The 18,817-nt window shown below is 67.6% G+C and carries 16 protein-coding genes; 8 read left to right on the top strand and 8 right to left on the bottom strand.

Annotation, left to right across the window (positions count from 1 at the left end; translation table 11 throughout):
• The first annotated feature begins 307 nt into the window (after nt 1-307).
• Entirely contained in the window at nt 308-2,338 is a 2,031-nt protein-coding gene (locus F0U60_RS22760) for an ATP-binding protein (protein WP_395823235.1), read from the top strand.
• Nucleotides 2,339-2,350: 12 nt separating this feature from the next.
• Here the strand turns inward: F0U60_RS22760 and F0U60_RS22765 are convergent, their stop codons facing one another.
• The gene (locus tag F0U60_RS22765) at nt 2,351-3,700 is read right to left on the bottom strand and encodes an alpha-amylase family glycosyl hydrolase (RefSeq protein WP_395823237.1); all 1,350 of its coding nucleotides are present in this window, start codon (nt 3,698-3,700) and stop codon (nt 2,351-2,353) included.
• A gap of 181 nt (nt 3,701-3,881) precedes the next feature.
• On the opposite strand from F0U60_RS22765, the gene F0U60_RS22770 reads away from it, so the two are divergent.
• A complete protein-coding gene (locus F0U60_RS22770) occupies nt 3,882-5,099 on the top strand; it encodes a threonine aldolase family protein (protein WP_395823239.1) in 1,218 nt (405 codons plus the stop codon).
• A gap of 19 nt (nt 5,100-5,118) precedes the next feature.
• Here the strand turns inward: F0U60_RS22770 and F0U60_RS22775 are convergent, their stop codons facing one another.
• Nucleotides 5,119-5,640 (bottom strand): hypothetical protein, encoded by a 522-nt coding sequence (locus F0U60_RS22775; RefSeq protein WP_395823241.1) that lies wholly within the window; start codon nt 5,638-5,640, stop codon nt 5,119-5,121.
• Nucleotides 5,641-5,739: 99 nt separating this feature from the next.
• A complete protein-coding gene (locus tag F0U60_RS22780; RefSeq protein ID WP_395823243.1) occupies nt 5,740-7,569 on the bottom strand; it encodes an ATP-binding protein in 1,830 nt (609 codons plus the stop codon).
• Between F0U60_RS22780 and F0U60_RS22785 the strand changes: the two genes are divergently transcribed.
• Nucleotides 7,564-7,950, top strand: coding sequence for a hypothetical protein (locus tag F0U60_RS22785; protein ID WP_395823245.1), 387 nt, complete (start codon nt 7,564-7,566; stop codon nt 7,948-7,950). The two genes, F0U60_RS22780 and F0U60_RS22785, sit on opposite strands and share 6 nt — an antisense overlap.
• 156 nt (nt 7,951-8,106) lie before the next feature.
• Entirely contained in the window at nt 8,107-8,526 is a 420-nt protein-coding gene (locus tag F0U60_RS22790; protein ID WP_395823247.1) for a VOC family protein, read from the top strand.
• Nucleotides 8,527-8,592: 66 nt separating this feature from the next.
• Here the strand turns inward: F0U60_RS22790 and F0U60_RS22795 are convergent, their stop codons facing one another.
• The gene (locus tag F0U60_RS22795) at nt 8,593-9,168 is read right to left on the bottom strand and encodes a glutathione S-transferase family protein (RefSeq protein WP_395823249.1); all 576 of its coding nucleotides are present in this window, start codon (nt 9,166-9,168) and stop codon (nt 8,593-8,595) included.
• Nucleotides 9,169-9,313: 145 nt separating this feature from the next.
• Nucleotides 9,314-10,114 carry an aminoglycoside adenylyltransferase domain-containing protein gene (locus tag F0U60_RS22800; protein ID WP_395823251.1) on the bottom strand — a complete coding sequence of 267 codons (801 nt, stop codon included), beginning with the start codon at nt 10,112-10,114 and terminating at the stop codon, nt 9,314-9,316.
• Nucleotides 10,115-10,180: 66 nt separating this feature from the next.
• Here F0U60_RS22800 and F0U60_RS22805 point away from each other — a divergent pair, with 66 nt between their 5' ends.
• Entirely contained in the window at nt 10,181-10,900 is a 720-nt protein-coding gene (locus F0U60_RS22805) for a hypothetical protein (RefSeq protein ID WP_395823253.1), read from the top strand.
• A gap of 172 nt (nt 10,901-11,072) precedes the next feature.
• Here the strand turns inward: F0U60_RS22805 and F0U60_RS22810 are convergent, their stop codons facing one another.
• A complete protein-coding gene (locus tag F0U60_RS22810; RefSeq protein WP_395823255.1) occupies nt 11,073-12,257 on the bottom strand; it encodes a hypothetical protein in 1,185 nt (394 codons plus the stop codon).
• A 685-nt stretch (nt 12,258-12,942) separates the two neighbouring features.
• Between F0U60_RS22810 and F0U60_RS22815 the strand changes: the two genes are divergently transcribed.
• Nucleotides 12,943-14,937, top strand: a complete 1,995-nt coding sequence (locus F0U60_RS22815; protein ID WP_395823257.1) for a PAS domain S-box protein — start codon at nt 12,943-12,945, stop codon at nt 14,935-14,937.
• An 8-nt stretch (nt 14,938-14,945) separates the two neighbouring features.
• Here F0U60_RS22815 and F0U60_RS22820 read toward each other — a convergent pair whose 3' ends face one another.
• Entirely contained in the window at nt 14,946-15,926 is a 981-nt protein-coding gene (locus F0U60_RS22820) for a LysR family transcriptional regulator (protein ID WP_395823259.1), read from the bottom strand.
• A gap of 128 nt (nt 15,927-16,054) precedes the next feature.
• Between F0U60_RS22820 and F0U60_RS22825 the strand changes: the two genes are divergently transcribed.
• Nucleotides 16,055-17,062: an NAD(P)-dependent alcohol dehydrogenase gene (locus F0U60_RS22825; RefSeq protein WP_395823261.1), complete on the top strand. Its 1,008-nt coding sequence runs from the start codon at nt 16,055-16,057 to the stop codon at nt 17,060-17,062.
• Here F0U60_RS22825 and F0U60_RS22830 read toward each other — a convergent pair whose 3' ends face one another.
• Nucleotides 17,063-17,755, bottom strand: a complete 693-nt coding sequence (locus tag F0U60_RS22830) for a type 1 glutamine amidotransferase domain-containing protein (protein WP_395823263.1) — start codon at nt 17,753-17,755, stop codon at nt 17,063-17,065.
• Between the two features lie 109 nt (nt 17,756-17,864).
• On the opposite strand from F0U60_RS22830, the gene F0U60_RS22835 reads away from it, so the two are divergent.
• Nucleotides 17,865-18,782 (top strand): LysR family transcriptional regulator, encoded by a 918-nt coding sequence (locus F0U60_RS22835; protein ID WP_395823265.1) that lies wholly within the window; start codon nt 17,865-17,867, stop codon nt 18,780-18,782.
• Nucleotides 18,783-18,817 lie beyond the last annotated feature (35 nt).

Consider the following 18,817-nt stretch of genomic DNA (forward strand, 5'->3'; position numbering starts at 1 on the left):
GAGACGAGCAACCGTTCGAATTTCAGCTCTTCCTGGTATAGCTTTTCTCAGCCGATGAGAGCCTCCTCTCTCGGTTTTCAGGTGAGATCCATGCACTTGCCGTCCACGGCACGGGCGACCCATCACCGAGCTCGGAGCGCGGGCGAGTTCGACGTCGGTCAGTAGATCGTTTCCTTCCAGGTCGCATGGTCGCCCGCTCTGTTCGCTAGCGACCGTGCGCCTGGGCCTCCCGCTAGCGCAGTGGTGCTCTGATTGGACTCTTCACATGTGGTTCTTGATGGGAGCACGCGATTTGGGAGGTCTTTAGGTGGTGCATGAAGTTCTGCACGCGAGCCTGTTGTTGGTGGATGGCCGCCAGGAAAGTCTCCTCACGCTCGAAGCCACTCTCGCCCCACTCAACCTACGACTGGTGACGGCCAGCTCGGCCGAGGATGCGCTCCGCAGGGTCCTGCACGAGGACTTCGCCCTCATCCTCCTCGACGTGCACCAGGAATGGGAGGAGGGGCTCGTTTCGGCCCGGTTGCTCCGCGAGGTGTGGCGCTCGCGTTCCACGCCTCTCCTTCTCCTCACGGAGACGCCGGAGCCCGCGCGTGTGAAGGAGGCCCATGCGCTCGGGGCGGTGGACTGTCTGGCCAGCTCACATGATCCAGAGGTGCTCCGGGCCAAGGTGTCCGTCTTCATCGAGCTGCACCAGCGCAACGCCGAGCTTCGCCGCGCCCGGGTCGCCTTGGCGGAGCGTGAGGAGCGGTTGCGCTTCATCCTCCAGGCCAGTGGCTTGGGGCACTGGCGTCTGGAGCTCCCGACGCGGCGGCTGGAAGCGTCGGAGGGCTGCAAGAGCAACTTCGGCGTGCCTCCCGATTGGGAGCTGTCCTCGTATGAGGCCTTGCTGTCGCTCATCCATCCGGAGGATCGCCAGGGCATGGTCAATGCAGTAGAGCGGGCGATCGCCACGTGTGCTGACTACTCCGCCGACTATCGCGTCGTGCCTCCAGGCGGAGGCCTGCGCTGGGTCGCGGCGCGCGGGCGCGTGGAGTGTGGCCCGGACGGTATGCCTGTGGGCATGGTCGGCATCACCCTGGACATCACGGAGCGGATGCGCGGTGAGCAGAAGCTTGGCTTCCTCTCCGAAGCGAGTCGGTTGCTGACCGAGTCGCTGGAGCCGGACGAGGCCCTGCAGCGCGTGGCGCGGCTCGCCGCTTCGTCGGTGGCCACCTACTGTGTGGTGGACCTGCTCCAAGAGGATGGAGGGTTTCAGCGTGTGGCCGTGGCGCACCAGGAGCCGTCCATGGAGGACGTCATCCAGCAGGTCCGGCGCTTCACTCCCCGGTCCGACGTCTCCACGCCCGTGGCCGAGGCGCTGCGCCATGGCTGGACGAAGCTCTACACGGACTTCACCCTCGAGCATCGGCGGCAGAGCGCTGTGAGCCCCGCGCACCTGGAGATCCTGGATCGACTGGATCCACACTCCGTGCTCCTGGTGCCGATGAAGACACGGGAGCGATCGTGGGGCGTCATCACGTTCGCTCGCGCGGGCGCGGCCGAGCGGTTCGATGAGGGCGACGTGGACATGGCCGAGGAGCTGGCCCGCCGCGCGGCGTCCGCACTGGAGAACGCCCGGCTGCTGCGCACCACGCAGGAGGCGGTACGGCTCCGGGATGAGTTCCTCTCGGTGGCCAGTCATGAGCTCAAGACACCGCTCACGCCCTTGAGCCTCAAGCTCCATGCCCTGGCGCGCTCGGTGAATGATGGGGGGCTCGCGGGTCTGGAGCGGCGGCTGCCGGGAGATGTCGACGTGATGCGCCGGCAGGTCAAGCGTCTCTCGGATCTGGTGAACGAGCTGCTCGATGTGTCGCGCATCAGCTCGGGCCGGCTGTCACTGGCGCTCGAAGAGGTCGACCTGGTGGCGCTCGTTCACGAGGTGTGCTCCCGATTCGAGCCCGAGGCGGAGCGGGTCGGCTGCCGTCTGCAAATCAGGAGCGACGGCGCCCTGCTGGGGTGCTGGGACAGGCTGCGGCTCGAGCAGGTGGTCTCCAACCTGCTCTCCAACTCCATCAAATACGGCGCGGGCAAACCCATCCACCTTCAGGTCGGAGCAGGGGAGCGAGGGGCGCGGCTCGTCGTACGGGACGAGGGCATCGGCATCCAGGAGGAAGCGCTCTCGCGCATCTTCGGAAAGTTCGAGCGCGCCGTCTCCGAGCGGAACTACGGAGGGCTGGGGTTAGGCCTCTACATCACCCGGCAGATTGTGGAGGCCCATGGCGGAATCATCCGGGTGGAGAGCGCGCCAGGGCAGGGCGCGACCTTCACTCTGGAGCTGCCGTTGGGCCCTACGAGGTAGCGCCTTCTGGACTCATGCCTGGCGCAGCACTCGACCCGAGGTGGCGGGTAGCGCCCCGAGCTGGAGACGTCCCCCACGCAGGGAGAAGCGGCGCCCGGGCTCCAGCAGATCGATCCAGTCGCCATCCGGCGTCCCGGTCATCGGAACCTCCACCTCCGCCGGTTTGTCCGAGGCGTTCACCGCCACGACGAGGCGCTCGGCCCCGCGCTCCCGGGCGAACGCCAGCTGCTCGTTGCGCACCAACAGCTCCCGATAGCTTCCTTGTCGGAGGGCCTCGTGCTGATGCCGGAGCGAGGCGAAGCGGGTGATGGCCTCTCGCAGTCCGGGATGGGGAGGCTTCGCTGGGCCGGGGGGCTCGGTAAGAGCGGGGCGGAGCGGACGGTCATCTCCGCCCTCCTTGCGCCCCGTCTGTCCCCACTCGCTGCCGTAGTAGATGGACGGCACGCCAGGGAGGGTGAACAGGAGCAGGTAGAGCAGGGGAAGGTGACGTGCATCCTTCAAGAGGCTCGCGGCCCGGTTCACGTCGTGGTTGTCGGCGAAGGTATAGAGGGACAGGCCCTCATACATGCCGCTGGGGGCGACCTGCCGCTTCAGCGTGTGGGCCAGCTCGAAGTAGTTCCGGTCGTTGTGGCTCGACCAGAGTCCCTTCCACAGGGCGTAATCCGTGGTGGCGTGCAGCCGTCCGGGCCGAGCCCACTGGCGATAGTCGCCGTGGATGACCTCGCCCATGAGCCAGAACTCCCGGCCGAGTCCACGACAGAAGGAGGCCAGGCCGTCGAAGAAGTCGAGGTCCATGGCATCCGCCGCGTCGAGGCGGAGGCCGTCGATTCCAAAGCGCTTCACCCAGTGCGTCACCGCGTCGAAGAGGTGCTGGCGGACCGCCTCCTGGCGCAGCTCCAGCTTCACCAGCTCCTCCACCCCGTGCCAGCCCTCGTACACGAAGGGATCGCCGAAGCGGTTGCGCGCATCGAAGCGCAGGCCACGGAACCACGTCCGGTACGGTGAGGACGGGCCCTTCTCGCGGAGGTCACGGAAGGCCCAGAAGGACCGGCCCACGTGGTTGAAGACCGCGTCGAAAATCACCCGCATCCCACGCGCATGCAGCCCCTCCACCAACCGGGCGAGCGTGGCCTCGTCACCCAGGCGGCGATCCACGTGGAAGTAGTCCGCCGTGTCGTAGCCGTGGGAGGACGACTCGAAGAGCGGTCCGAGATAGACGGCGTTCACCCCCAGCGCGGCCCAGTGGTCGAGCCAAGGCAAGAGGCGATCAAGCCGCGCGATGGGGGCACTCTGGAAGTCGTTCGTGGCGGGCGCACCGCAGGCACCCAGTGGGTACACATGGTAGAAAACCGCGTCATGCACCCAAGCTGGCTCTGGCAGGGTCTCTGAAGGCATCCCGCCAGGGATATGCACCCGCAAGTGCTGCCTCAAGGTCACTTCATGTCAGGGACGACGACCTGGGCACCGCTGGCTCGGCGCTTCCCAATGCAGGCAGGCGGCCTGCTACGGTCGCGCCGTCATCCTTCACGAAGAGGTCCTCCCCATGGCTCCCCGCGATTTCAACCGGGGCGAGTTTCTCGCCCTTGCTGGTCTGCTGGCCGGCTCCTCACTTCTGCGGGGCACGGCGGAAGCCGCCGCGCCTAAGGCGGCTCCACCCCCGAAGAAGGACGCCGCTGGCGGCCCCACGCGGGAACAACTGCGCCGCGACTGCCGTGCCGCGCTCGTGCTCGGCTCTTCCGGGAACGAAGGCGCGGAGCTGAGCCGCGTAGGCGAGTGGGTGCAACGTCAGGGATTGGGGACGGACGTGTACGGCAATGGCGAGCTCGTCCAGTCCTTCGAGAAGCGCATCGCGGGCCTGCTCGGCTTCGAGGACGGGTGCTTCATGCCCACCGGCACCATGGGCCAGCTCATCGCGCTGCGGATGTACGCGGACGCCGGGGGCAGACGCACGGTGGGTCTCCACCCCTCCTCCCATCACGTGCTGCACGAGAACGACAGCTACTCCGTGCTGCACGGGCTGCGCGCGGTGCAGCTCTCGCCCTGGGCCCGGCCGGTGCTCGCCAGTGACGTGCGAGAGGCCCGCGAGCCGCTCGATGTCGTCAGCGTCGAGCTGCCCGTGCGGTGGTTGGGCGGACAGCTGCAGACCTGGGAGCAGCTCGAGGAGCTCAAGCGCACCTGTCGCGAGCAAGGGGTGAAGCTGCACATGGATGGGGCGCGCTTGTGGGAGAGCCAGCCCTTCTACGGGCGCTCCTACGCGGACATCTGCCGTGGCTTCGACTCCGTCTACGTGTCCTTCTACAAGATGGTGGGGGCCATGGGCGGGGCGATGCTGGTTGGCGGGCGCGACTTCATCCGCACGGCGCGCCTCTGGCGGCACCGGCACGGCGGGAACATCTTCCAAATGTGGCCCTACGTCGCGTCGGCGGCGATGCGCCTGGACGAGGTGCTGGCCCGCATTCCGGGCTACGTCCAGCGTGCGAAGGCCATCACCGAGGCGCTGGCGGCGGACTCTCGGCTTACGGTGCTACCTCGGCCGGTGCAGACGAACCTGTTCCGCGTCTTCCTGCGCGGAGACCCGGCGGCGTTGGCGGCACAGCGCGACCGCATCGCGCGCGAGCACGGCGTCTGGGTGGCCAACGGCTTCAGCCCGACGCGTGTGCCCGGAATCGTCGAGACGGAGCTTCAAGTGGGCGAGGGACTCACGAGCCTCGGGGACGCGGACGCCGCGCGCGCCTTTCTCCGGTTGCTCGAGCAGGCCTAAGCGCCCCCGGGTGGAAGGCTCAGCCCGCGCGTCTCTGGTCCCGCGGGTACTCCACGACGTTGGCCGAGTGGGCGCTCACCGTGGGAGGGCTGCCGATGCGCAGCCGGAGCAGGAGCTTCGCGCTCGGTAGGAGGAACAGCACGGCGCCCACGCCCGTGAAGCCGAGCGGAGCGAGCAGGGGCGGCGCCACCGAGAAGGCCCCTTCGAAGCTTGCGTACGAGTACTGCCCCTGGAGCTCCTCCAGGAGCGCGAGGAAGTGGATGACCGTCCCCACCAGGCCGATGACCACGCCCGCGCCGCCGACGAGGCGCGCCGTCCACGCGAACACCGGGCGGGAGCTCGGGATGCAGACGAGCGTCAGCAAGACAAAGCCGATGACGCCATAAACCACCGGGACCGCTTGCAGTCGGTTGTCGAAGTCCTTCCCAGCCCAGTGCCCAATGGCGGCATCAAAGGCCAGCGCAATGAGGCCAGGGGCGAGCGCGAGCGCGACCGCTTTTCGCGAGTTGCGCCGCGCCCAGAGAAGAAGTCTGCCGAACATGCGGGGGATCTCCGGAAGGGGACTCTTTCTATACCTGGATTGTAAACTTCTACAAAATCGGGCCCGGCGGACAGCGGTGTGCGCTCCCGGGCGCGGGCCTCACGCCGGCTTCTGGACCGGGCTGTAGGGCAGCTCCAGGGTGAAGGTGGCGCCTTGCCCGGGCCCGTCGCTGTGGACCGTCAAGGAGCCGCCCAGCTCCTGGGCCGCCAGGGCGCTGGAGTGCAGGCCGAAGCCGTGGCCCTCCTCACGGGTGGTGAAGCCATATTGGAAGATGCGAGTCATCATCTCCGGCGCGATGCCCATGCCGTTGTCGTGAACCTGGATGCGGACGCTGTTGGCGGGGGTCTGCTCCATCGTCACCGTCAGGAGCCGTTCGCTCGGTGCCACCGTGTCCATGGCGTATTTGGCATTGCTGACCAGGTTGACGAGGATCATCAGCATCTTGTGCTTGTCCGACATCACGGGCGGCAGGGACACCATGTGCCGCTGCACCTTCACCTGGTGACGGGAGAGCCCGGCCGAGTTGATGCGCAAGGCGTCCTCGACCAGCTCCGCCAGCTGCACGGGCTCGTGTAGCCGGGGCGTGCGGGCGTAGTTCTGTTGCACCTTGACGATGTCGCCGATGTGCTCGGTGTAGCGGCCCACGTCCTCGAGCAGCGAGACGATCTCCTGGCGCTCCTCGAGCAGGTTCTCCCCCAGCTTGTTCATGAAGGGGAGGAGGTGCCGCCCGCGCTCATCCTGGGTGAGGAAGACTTGGATGTCTCCCCGGCGCTCCTCGAGCATATGGGCTACCCGGCTCACGTGTTCGAGCTTCATGCCCGTCATCCGCTCCTTGGCTACCTGAGCCGAGGTGTAGACGCTGTTGAGCACGTTGCCCACGTTGTGCAGCACGTTGGTGGCGATCTCCGCCATGCCCGCCTGGCGAGCCGTCTGCACCAGGTGCATGTGGACCTCTTTGAGCTCGCGGGTGCGCTCGTCGACTCGCTGCTCCAACCCTTCGTTGGCCTGGCGGAGCGCCTCTTCGCGCCGCTGCACCTCGTTGGCCATGAGCTGGAAGGCGCTGGCCAGCTGCCCCAGCTCGTCTCGGCGAGCGGTGTTCAGCGACACCGAGCAGGTGAAGTCACCCGCCGCCACCTTGTCGGTGGCCTGGATCAGGGCCGTCAGGGGGTGGGAGATCTGCTGTTGGAGCACCTGGTACATGATGGCCAGCTCCAGCAGCAGCGACACGATGCCGAGCAGCAGGACGTAGCGCGACCCGAGGATCGCGGGCTGGGACACCACGCTCCTGGGCAACACCGTGGCGAGGTTCCAGCCGGGGCCCTGCAGCCGCGTCATGCCGATGTACTCGCCGTACTCCGGGAGCTCCAGCATGGTCTGACCGGACGCGCGGTTCTTGACCCGTTCGAAGATGCTCCGCAGGTGGGTCGCGTTCTCCTGGGCGCCGAGTCGACTGGCCGCGAGGTCGGGCTGCTCGGTGTCGCTCAGGATGTTGTAGGGGCTGGTGGCGCTCTCCAGCTTCAGCGCGGGATGGGCGATGAGCTGGCCATCGTCGCGGAAGAGCACGTTGTAGGCGCCGGGCAGGTGGTCATTGATGGTGCGCGCCATCAGCTCGTCGAGGAGGACATCGTGCCCAATCGTCGCGACATGGCGGCCGTCCACGTCCACCGGCGTGGAGACCGAGACCATCCATTTATGGGAGACGGGCTCCTTGTAGATGCCGGTCCAGCGGGTCTGCCGTTGTGGGTTGTTCTGAGGGAGGCCGATTTCGAAGTCTTCGTAGCCAGCGGTCGAGAAGCCAGCCTTGAGCTCCTGGCTCCAGGTGGGCGCCCCCGGCAGATAGCCCAAGAGCGCGCCCTCCGGGAGGGTGACAAAGGTTGTCCTGAAGCGGATGTGGAAGGCAGGCCCGTACCGGGTGAGCACGTCGTGCACGGCTATAAGCCGGGCGCGGAATGCGTCATCCAGGGCCACGTGCGGAGCAATGAAGACCTGAACCATCTTCGTGCCGTCAAAGCGCTCAGGTCGGTTGCGGACCGTGCCATCAGGCAGCCGCACGAACAGGCGCTCGAAGCGCGCGCTCACGTCCTCCTGTGGGTGGGCCCGGATTTCCTCCTCCATGGCCTTCCTGAGGGCCGCGTGGTTGTCCTCCGCCAACACGAAGATGGACTGCTCGCGCTCGCCGCGCTCCGACACATACTGCTGCAACTGCACGAGCGTCTCGCCGCGCAGAGTCCGGAGCAGGTGGAGGTAGCTGAAGAGCGTGGACAGGGCGATGATGACCCCGATGCCCACTCCCATCTTGAGGAGCGTTGAACGGGCCAGCGAGGCGCGGGAGCTGGATACTGGAAGCATGATGACCCCGCCTTCCTATAGCGCCGAAGCGCGATGGGCCAGCGGTGGACGGCATCCGATTCGACATCAGGACTCCGTGTGCGAGGCTCGTGCGCTCACCGAGTTAGCGGAGGACCGATGCTGAAGATAAGACATATCGATCATGTTGTGCTGAGGGTGGCTGACATCAAGCGCACGATGGACTTCTATATCGACGTCATCGGCTGCTCTCTCGAGAAGATCCAGGAGGAGTCCGGCCTGTACCAGGTGCGAGCGGGCAGCTCGCTCATCGACTTGATCCCCGTGGATGGCCGGCTTGGGCGGATGGGCGGGGCGGCACCCGGGAAGGAAGGCCGCAACCTCGACCACTTCTGTTTGAGGATCGACCCGTTCGATGCGGACGAGATCATCCCGTATCTGAAGAGCAAAGGGGTTGACCCCGGGAAGGTGGAATCCCGGTATGGGGCCGAAGGCCAAGGGCCGTCGATTTATGTGACGGATCCCGAGGGCAACGTCGTGGAGCTGAAAGGTGCTCCGTGGCCAGACGGGCGAAAGTAACTGCCGATGATGACGCTACGCCAGGGGGTCGGGTCCGGGCGTAGCGTTCAGCCTGTCTGTTTTGGCTTACCCGCCCATCTTCATGCAGTGGGGACGGGCCAGCAGCCGATCAACATAGGCATCAATCGTGGGCCGGCCGGTCTTCGTCCCCCACATGCGCATCCAGATGAACATCGAGCCGATCATCACATCGGCCGCAGTGAACCAGTCGCCGAACAGGTAGGGCCCCTTGCCTAGCTCGCCTTCCACCACGTTCAAGACTGTTTCGAAGTCCGTCCAGCCGCGCTGGGGCTGCGTCTCCACCTTCATGAGCTTGTCGCCCATCGCGGGCTCGAGCTGCGACGTCGAGTACACCATCAGGGAGAGGTAGCGCCCCCGCTCCGGCGAGCCCGGCTTCGGCGCGAGATTGGCCTCAGGGTACTTCTCCGCGATGTACATACAGATGGCCGCGCCCTCGAACACCCGCGCATCTCCATCCACCAGCGCCGGCAGCTTGCCGGCGGGGTTGATCTTCAGGAACTCCGGCGTCTTGTGTTCGCGCTTCTCGAAGTTGATGGGCACGATCTCGTACTTCGCGCCACACTCATCGAGCATCCACTTGCTGATCGCCGCACGGCTCTTGGGGTTGTAGTAGAGCTTCATCGGTTCTCCTCCGAGATGACGGGTGCCCTTCTTTCAGCGCCCGGCACTTCAACAGAATCCAGTGGCCAGTGGAGAACCAACTGCACCTCCGTGTGCAGGGCTGGCCTGCTGGCGTCGGGGCAGCCCCTGATCGTGATGGAATTTTTTAGGCGGGACCTGAACCGTCCATCCGCTGGACAGCGCGCTCGACAGCGGCCAGGACCTGCTGGTGCAGGGCGCGCACTGCCTCCGGGTCCAGTGCAGGACCTGGGGCGCCGTGACGCTTCGCGACCGCGGCATCGATGAGCGATGGATTGGTGAGGCGTTCGCGGGCCCAGGTGGCGGCAGCCGCCTTGGTGCTCCACACGCCCTCCTCGACATGGCGCCAGGCCCGGCTCGCGTTGAGCACGTTGTTGGGACTCACCGGCTCCGCTCGGGAGTGCCAGGTGAGCGAGTCCCGGATGGCGTCGAGCACCCAGGCACGTGGAAGCGGTGCCAGCACCTCGTTCGGGGGAGGGCCCACCAGCGGCACGCCATGACCGCGCGCGATGTCGAGGTCGATGACGAACCAGTGAGTCGCTTCCTCCTCGGGATTGAGGCCGAGCCAGTGGTTCATGCCGGCCCCTGTGTTGAAGTTCATCTCGAACCGCAGGGGTCTGGAGGGCGAGGCCACCGCATCCTTCGCGTAGAGGACGAACTCCAAGCCTCGGGCGGGGCAGGGGAGGGCCCGGTGATCGAGTGCCTCCGCGATCGCCTGTTTGGTGCGGGTCTCCAGCGGGTGTGCGCAGACGGCGATGATATCGATGTCGCTCCGCCCTGGCTCATAGCCCTCCAGGGCCACCGAGCCGATGAGGTACGTGCCCACCAGTTCGCCACCGAGCAACGTCCGAAGGCGGTTCACGACTTCAGCCCCGTAACGCGCGACTTCGGGGGCAATAGGTCTGCGGGTCTCCTGCGTGGGTTTCATTCCCTCTCCATGGTGTGGGGTGCTGCCGTCCACCGGCCTGACCTTCTTTTTGGGCAAGATAGTGCCATGGACACTCCCTCCCGGAGTCGGTGGTTCGCCTTCCCGCGCATGCTCTGGCTCTCGCTGCTGGCCGCGCTGGTGCTCGCCCTGCCCACGGCGTGGCTCGGCTTTATCAGCGACGACTTCATCCACCTGCTCATCCTCGAGGGCTTTCCCGCTCCGGGAACGCCGTGGGACCTGTTCCGCTTCGCGGGTGGAGATCCCGCGGGCCTCCAGCCCCTGTTGGATGAAGGACCCTATCCCTGGTGGACGCTGCCCGAGCTGAAGCTGACCTTCTGGCGACCCCTGTCGAGCGCGCTCGCGGTGATGGACTACAACCTCTTCGGCCGGAACGCCGTGGGCTGGCACCTGCACTCGCTCGTCTGGTACCTGGGACTGGTGGCGCTCTTCGGCGCGCTGCTGAGGCGCTTCCTCCCGGGAGTCATTGGGGCGCTCGCGCTGTTTCTCTTCGCCATCGACGGCGCGCACTTCATGGTCGCGGGGTGGATCGCCAACCGCAATGCGCTGGTGGCTGCCGTGCCCGCGCTGTTCGGCCTGTGGATGCACCTCTGGATTGCCGGCGAGCAGGTCCGTCCCACGCTGGTGGGCGTAGGACTCCTTGGGCTCGGGTCCTCGTGGCAGCGTGGCGCTCGCGAGCGCGCGGTTGGCGTCCCCGAGGCCTGGCTGTCGGAGCCGCCGTGCTCGCGCTCATGCACCTGGTGCTGGCGCCGTTGCTTTGGCCGCTGATGACCCTGGCTTTCCGGCAGGCTTGGGTCCAGACGGAGCCGACCCTCCTGACGCTGGAGCGCGAGCGGAAGGACAACGCAATGCGTCCCTTCACCCCGCCGCCGGTGGGCGAGCGCCTCCCGCTCTAAGCGTTCGGGGGAGCACTCTCTTCCTTTCGGTGGAGTCTGGGGTACTACCGGTAGAAGTGGTCCGCGAGGAGGCGGGCGTTGAAGAGCATGGCGTCGTAGCTCGTGTAGATGCCGTGCCCGAAGCACGTCGCCAGACAGTTCGGCAGGGCGCCCGTGCCCCGGTCGCCGTAGTCGACGAGGTAGCTGAACCCGTCCCGCGGCACGCGCGCGCCGTGGCGCACGTGCTGAAGCCACGCCTTCACGTCATAGCCTTCGCCGAGGATGGCATCGAGCCGCGCGGCCAACTCCCGCTCCTTCGCGTTACCTGGCGGAATGTCCGAACCGGCGATGCCCCACTGGTGCACGTAGTCGCCGTTCTCGGTGTTGAGGACGCCGGCGATGGTGCTCCCGCGCGGCTCCGCGCCTCGGTGATTGATCACGTGGAGGACGCGGCACTGCCGGCCCGTGGCCCAGCCATAGCGCGGTGGCATGCCGAAGGTGGCGATGTCGAGCCGCGCGCGTGCCACCGTGCGCGCCATCTCCTGGAGGGCTTCCGTGGGCTCTCCGGCGTCGCGCACGGCCTGCCAGAGCGCCTCCGCGGTCCGCGCCGGGTAGACGAGCTGTGTGAGCAGGGCGAGCACCTGGCCGCCGTGGCTGTGCCCAAGGAGCAGCGCCCGCTTGCGCCCAAGCTCCGAGGTGGCCAGGAGCCGCAGCAGCTCCACGGCCGCGCGCAGGCGGGCGACGTGGTTGTTCGCCGAGGACCAGACGAAGCGCGTGGTGGGGATGTCGCCGCCCAGTGACTTCTGGAAGAGCGTGACGTACTCGGGGGTGTAATTGCCGAGATCCCGCAGGACACGATCGCTCGGGAGCTTGGAGAGGCGTTGCAGGGACGGCATGAACCCTGGCCCCAGTGCCGAGAGGGGCCCCTCGAGCGCGGAGAGCAGCAGGGTGGGGTCATGGCCGACAAAAGTGCCGTGCACGAAGATGACATGGCGCACCCCAGCGCGGCGCAGCCGGAGGCCCGCCTGCGCCATGGCCTCGCGCCAGGCGGGGGATTGAGCTTCGAGGATGGGCGTCTCGCGAACGATCGGCGGCATCGCTTCGAGCGGCCGCACCGCGAATGTCCCTGGCTGCGGCACGGCGTCGTACTGCTGGGGTTGGCAGAGGGACGGCGTCGGGCGGAGATGCCACGCGACGACGAGCCCGGCGATGACAGCGGCGAGGAGGAGGAGCGTGAGCGCGAGCCACATGTCATGCCACCTCGAGCCTGCACGGCCTCGAAGGGCGCCAGGACAGCCGGTTGGAACAGGCCGGGAGCAGTGGGACGGTTCCGGTCAGGTGCTGCATGCCACGGCAGCTTACCGGGAAGCTGCCGCTCGGTGGAGTGTGGCTCGCTGGGTCTCGACCCCGGGCAGTACAGTTTCAGCAACGCTGCGAGGATTTCAGAGAAACCAGAGATGAGGCGTTGATAGCCACAGCGCTGACGTCGTGAGGAGGAGGAGGAGTTTGCGTCGCATGTCCCGACTATCGGGGGACGCGCGCTGTGCTTACGGACGGAGTGGGCGAGTGGTCGCGTGTTGGGTGCGAACGGTCGTCACGTGCTCACCGGGAGGCATAACCCGGGGCCTCGATACCCTCACCCCGTCCCTCTCCCAGGGGGAGAGGGGAAATGGGTTCAGGGGTGCCGTCCGTCAGGTAGCTCACCCATCGTACGGTCGTGAGCAGGACTGCTTCGGGGTAAGCCTCTCCTTCGCCCAATCTCATGACGCTCGTTCCTGCTATACGGGCGTCACCTCCAGCGCCTTCTTCTCCCAACGTCACCGGGACCTTCTCGTGGGCGGGGCGCTGTTACGGTGGTGCGATGGTTGGCCTCTCCTTCTTTGCACGGGCGCTCCTTGGGTGCCCCGCCGGTTCGCCTCCTCCCCTGGGGTTGCGATGAGCTCCTCTCTCCGTACCCACTGGGTAGACGAGAGTCAGCTCCTCCAGCTACTCGCCAGCCATGCGGCCGAGGCGTTCTTCTTGATGAATGCTGAGGGGCATGTCACCTACGCCAACCCTGCCGCTGAACGCATGTTTGGCTGGAGCCGGGAGGAGATGCTCGGGCAGCTCCTACACGACCTCGTCCACCACCATCACCCCGATGGGACTCCCTTCCCGATGAGCATGTGCCGCCTCGGGCTGGTGATGACCGAGGGGAAGACTCTGCGGGACCATGAGGATCTCTTCATCCACCGGGATGGCTCGTTCATCCCCGTCCTCTGTTCCAACGCTCCCATCCTCTCCGAGGGGCGCATTGTGGGCGCGGCGCTGGTGGTGCATGACCTCACCGCGCGTAAACGGGCCGAGGAGGCTCGGGCGGAGCAGGCACGGCAGTTCCAGCTGTTGATCGACACGCTTCCCCACCTGGCCTGGATGTCCCGGGCCGACGGTACCTGCGAGTTCGTCAACCGGCCCTGGCACGAGTACACCGGGCTCTCCATGGCGGAGTCGCTCGGGTACGATTGGACGCGTGTGGTGCACCCGGAGGACCTGTCGCGCTTGCTGGAGCACTGGCAGCGGTCACTCGAGACCGGCGAGCGCTTCGAGGCCGAGATCCGGATACGTCGGGCCCGTGATGGGGAGTGGCGGTGGTTCGTCTCTCGGGCCCAGCCCGCGCGAGCTGCGGACGGGAGCATCCTGCGGTGGATCGTCTCGTGTACCGACATCGACGAGCAACGGCGCGCCACTCAGGAGCGCCTGGAGTTGTTGCGGCGTGTGCAGGCGGCCCACTCGGCGGCAGAGGAGGCCAACCGGCTCAAGGATGACTTCCTTGCCACCGTGTCCCACGAGCTGCGTACGCCACTGACGGCGATGCTCGGCTGGCTTCAACTCCTGCGCTCCGGGCGCTTGTCCGAGGAGAAGCGCGGCCGGGCCCTGGAGACGTTGGAGCGCAATGCTCGTGCTCAGGCGCAGGTCATCGAGGACCTGCTGGACATCTCGCGCATCATCACCGGCAAGCTCCACCTGGAGCCCGGGCCGTTGGACATGAAGGCCGTGGTGGAGGCCGCGCTCGAGTCCACGCGGCCGCTCGCCGAAACCAAGGGCGTGACGCTGGAGCTGGAGACCGGCGCGGAGTCCCTGCCCATGCGGGGCGACGCCGGGCGGCTCCAGCAGGTGGTGTGGAACCTGGTGCACAACGCCATCAAGTTCACGCCTCGAGGAGGCCGTGTCACCGTCCAACTGCGTCCGCTCGACGGCACGGTGGAGCTGCGGGTGACGGACACCGGCATGGGCATCTCCCCGAGCTTCCTGCCTCACATCTTCGAGCGCTTCCGCCAGCAGGACAGCAGCAGCCGCCGAGCCCATGGTGGGCTCGGACTGGGACTCGCCATCGTGCACCACATTGTTGAGCTGCACGGAGGCCGCGTTTCGGCGCACAGCCCGGGAGAGGGCCTCGGCGCGAGCTTCGTCCTGCACCTGCCTCGAGAGCCTCGCGCCACCCCTCTCGTCACTCCGGCCTCCCAGGCCCCCCTGGACGCGGTGCCGCCTGCACGTTCCGACCTTGCTGGCCTGCGCCTGTTGCTTGTGGAGGACCAGGAGGACACGCGGGAGATGCTCAGCGTGCTGCTGGAGGGCCAGGGAGCCCACCTTCGGGCGGTGTCCTCTGCGGCGGAGGCCTTCCACTGCTTCCGGGAGTGGCGGCCGGACCTCCTCGTCTCGGACATCGGGCTGCCCGGGGAGAATGGCTACGAGCTCCTCCAGCGCATCCGCGCCCTGCCCCCCGAGGAGGGCGGGCTCACCCCGGCGGTGGCCCTCACGGCCTACGCGCGGGCCGATGACCGGGCGAGGGCGCTGCGCGCAGGCTTCGACATGCACGTGCCCAAACCCGTCGAGGCGACGGAGTTGCTCGCCGTCCTCTCCGCCGCGACTGAGCGCCTGCGCGGCGGCTGAGGCGTGAGTTAAAGGACGTTCAGCCCTCGCGAGGGCCGAGGGTGAGCCGTTTGAGGCAGGGTGGACGCCTTGACCGGGCGGGTGGCATCCGACAGCCGCTCCGGGATGCGTGCGACGAGCACGTCGATGGCGGCCCGCACCTTCGAGGGCAGGTGCTTGTTCTGTGGCCAGACGGCGTAGATTTCAGTGCTGTAGCGGCGCTCCTGCTCCAGAAGGGTGACGAGCTGTCCGCCGCGCACGCGCTCCGCGACGAGCCAGCACGGAAGCCACGCAAGTCCCACGCCCTGCACCGCCGCGTCGGCGATGGTCTCCACGTCGTCGAAGAGCAGGCGCGAGGGAACGGACACGAGCTTCTCGCCACCCTGTCCATCCGGAAACCGCCAGGGTCTGGCAATGCCATTGCGCCCGTAGGCGATGGCCTCGTGACCGTCCAACTCCTCAAGGGTGGTGGGATGACCGTGCCTGGCGAGGTAGGACGGCGCGGCGCAGACCACCAGCTCCTGGACTCCCAGCCGGCGGGCCGTCAGGCCGGCATGGTCCGCCAGGGGCGCGATGCGGATCGCCAGGTCGTAGCCGTCCTCGATGAGGTCAACCACGCGGTCGGTGAAAGAGAGCTCCACTTGCAGCCCGGGATGCTGGCGGGTCAGCTCCCAGAGGATAGGCGCCGCGCAGAGCCGGCCGAACATCACCGACGCACTCACACGCAGGCGGCCGGTGGGCGCGCGGCGCCCGGAGTCCAGCTCCGCCTCGGCGGCCTCCAACTCCGCCAGCGCGCGGACACAGCGCTCGTAGAAGGCCTGGCCATCATCCGTGAGGCTCTGTCGGCGCGTGGTGCGCTGGAAGAGACGCGTTCCCAGCCGCTCCTCCAACCGGGCAATGCTCTTGCCGATGGCCGAGCGCGACAGGCCCATGCGCTGGGCGGCGAGCGCGAAACTCCCGGCTTCGGCGGCCTGCACGAACGCGAGGACTCCACTGATGCGATCCGTCATGACTCCGCTCCGATTGGCGACTTTCTGTCCCCAGTGAGCGGACGAAGTGTCGCTACTGGCGAAAGAAGTTCGTCTCTATATCTCCCATGCCTCTTTCACGCATGAGCACGGAGCAGACGATGAGCGGCATGATGAAGCGTTGGCAGTTGCGGCAGCCCGGTCGGGCGCATCTGGAGTTGGTGGACGTGGCGATTCCCAAGCCGGGGCCGGGCGAGGTGTTGGTCCGAGTCTCGGCCGTGTCGCTCAACTACCGCGAGAAGCTCTTCCTGGATGGCAGCGGCTATTTGGACATGCCCCTGCCGCTCGTCCCCACCTCCGACATGGCGGGGGAGGTCGTCGCCACCGGGACGGGTGTGCGGCGCTTCAAGGAGGGAGCGCGGGTCATCGCCAACTTCCAGACCGACTGGGTGGAGGGTCCACCGCCCCGGCCGATGCGAAGCCTGGGCGGCAACGCGCCCGGCGTCCTGGCCGAGTACGTGGCCATGCCCGAGAGCTGGCTGGTCGCCTCACCCACGACGCTCGATGACGTGCGGGCGAGCACCTTGCCCTGTGCCGGACTCACCGCCTGGACCGCGCTGTTGGAGCTGGGCGGGCTCCGTCCGGGGCAGACGGTGGTGACCCAGGGCACGGGCGGCGTGTCCCTGTTCGCGGTGCAGCTCGCGTCGGCCATGGGGGCGCGGGTCATCGTGCTCTCCGGTGACGAGGGCAAGCTCTCCCGTGCCAGGGAGCTGGGCGCGGCCCATGGCATTCATCGCGGCCACGCGCCCGATTGGGCCAAGGTGGTGCTCGAGCTCACGGAAGGGCAGGGCGCCGACCACATCCTGGAGTTGGTCGGTGGTGACAACCTCGCCCGCTCGGTGAACGCCCTCGCGCCTGGCGGGCGCATCTCCCTGATTGGCGTGCTGGAAGGGTTCGAGGCCCGCCTCCCGGTGTTTCCGCTGTTACAGACGCAGGGCCACCTCCAGGGCATTTTCGTCGGCCACCGGCGGGGACTGGAGAACCTGGTGCGCGCGGTGGACCAGCTCGCGATCGAGCCGGTCGTCGATGCGATCTACCCCCTCGCCGAGTTCCCGAAGGCGCTGGAGCATCTGGACCGCGGGCCGTTCGGCAAGCTCGTCATCCGTGTCCGCCCCTGATCACTTCTCACGCAGCGCGGCGAGGACCTCGCGCGCGACGGCCGCGGACGAGGCCGGGTTCTGACCGGTGATGAGCCGCCCATCACGCACCGCGAAGCTGCCCCACATGGGGCCGGACTCGAAGCGGGCACCCTGCTCGCGCAGCCGGGTCTCCAGGGGGAAGGGCACCACCGAGTCGAGCTTCACCGCCTTCTCCTCCTCGTTGGTGAAGGCCGCCACGCGCTTGCCCGCCACGATGGGCTTGCCATCGGGTCCCTTCACGCCCACGAGGGCCGCCGGACCGTGGCAGACGGCCGAGACCACCGCGCCCCGGGCATACGCCGTCGTGAGCAGCGAGTGCAGCGGCGCGTGCGTCGCCAGGTCCCACATCACGCCGTGGCCGCCCACCACGAAGTAGGCGTCATAGGTGTCCTTCACCTTCTCGAGGGCGAGGGTGTTCGCGAGCTTCTTCTTCGCCACGTCGTCCGCGAGGAAGGCGCGGGTGGCTTCGGAGGACTCCTTCTCGCTCTTGGGGTCCGCCGGGGCCTTTCCGCCCAGGGGCGAGGCGATGTCCACCTGCGCGCCCGCCTTGGTGAACTCGGCATAGGGCGTCGCCAGCTCCTCGAGCCAGAAGCCGGTGGACTCCTTCGTGTTCCCCATCTGCGTGTGGCTGGTGACGATCAGCAGGATCTTGATGGCCGTCAGGGTCTTCATGGTGCGTGCTCCTTCATCGGGCCCACCGGGTTTGGGGGCCAACGGAGCTGACAAGTAGCGCTGCCTCTGACTGAAGAAAATCGAGGAGCTCTTCGCATAATGTGAAGGCATGCTTGGCAATCATGAAGCCTTGTGGACGCTCTGGGAGGTGAGTCGGGCAGGCACCCATGCCGCCGCGGCCGCGCGGCTGGGCATCACGCCCTCCGCCGTGGGACAGCAACTCAAGGCGCTGGAGGCGCGCGTGGGCGTGGCGCTGTTCGAGCGGGTGGGGCGGCGAGCCCGGCTCACGGCCGCGGGGGCGGCGCTCGTCGAGCGTCTCAAGGAGCATCTGCCCGCCCTGGACGCGGCGCTCGAAGAGGCGTCCGAGGCCCAACGGGCGGTGCGGGGAGAAGTCTCGTTGGGCGGGCCCTGGCCCTTCTACCGGTTCTGGTTGCGTCCGCGCCTGCCGGCGTTGCTGGAGCGCTATCCCGAGCTGCGCTTGAGCGTGCGCTTTGACGTGCCGAGTCTGCTCGTGCGTCGGCTCCTCGCGGGTGAGCTGGACGTGGCCCTCCTCGGCGTGTTGCCCGAGGCCCCGGGGCTGGAGGTGCGGCAAGTGGGCCAGGAGGAGTTCGTGGCCGTGGCCTCGCCGGGCTACGTGCGACGGTGGGGCACGCCCCGGACGGCGCGCGACTTCGCGGACCATCGCTTCATCGCGTTCGATGCCGATCTGGCGATGCTCGGCCCGTGGTGGCGGGCGGCCTTCGGTTCCCGCGAGCCGCTGCCCACGAGGGTGGTGTGCCACATTGCCAACCTGGATGAGATGCTGGCGCTCGCCGAGGCGGGCAGCGGCATCGCGGTGCTGCCTGACTACCTGGTGGAGCCTGCGGTCCGAGCGGGGAGGGTGGTGGTGCTTGCACCGGAGTCTGGCCGGCGCACGATTCGGCGTCCTCGCGGAACCCTTTGGATCGCCTGGCGCAAGGCCGCGGCTCCCACGGCGCGCTTCCTCGCGGTGCGTGATTGGCTCCTGGAGGGGGCTCCAGGAGCCTGAACCGCGTCAGTGTTTCGCAGTGCTCTCGACCGGGA

The organism is Archangium minus (genome assembly GCF_044360475.1).
GTDB lineage: Bacteria > Myxococcota > Myxococcia > Myxococcales > Myxococcaceae > Archangium > Archangium minus.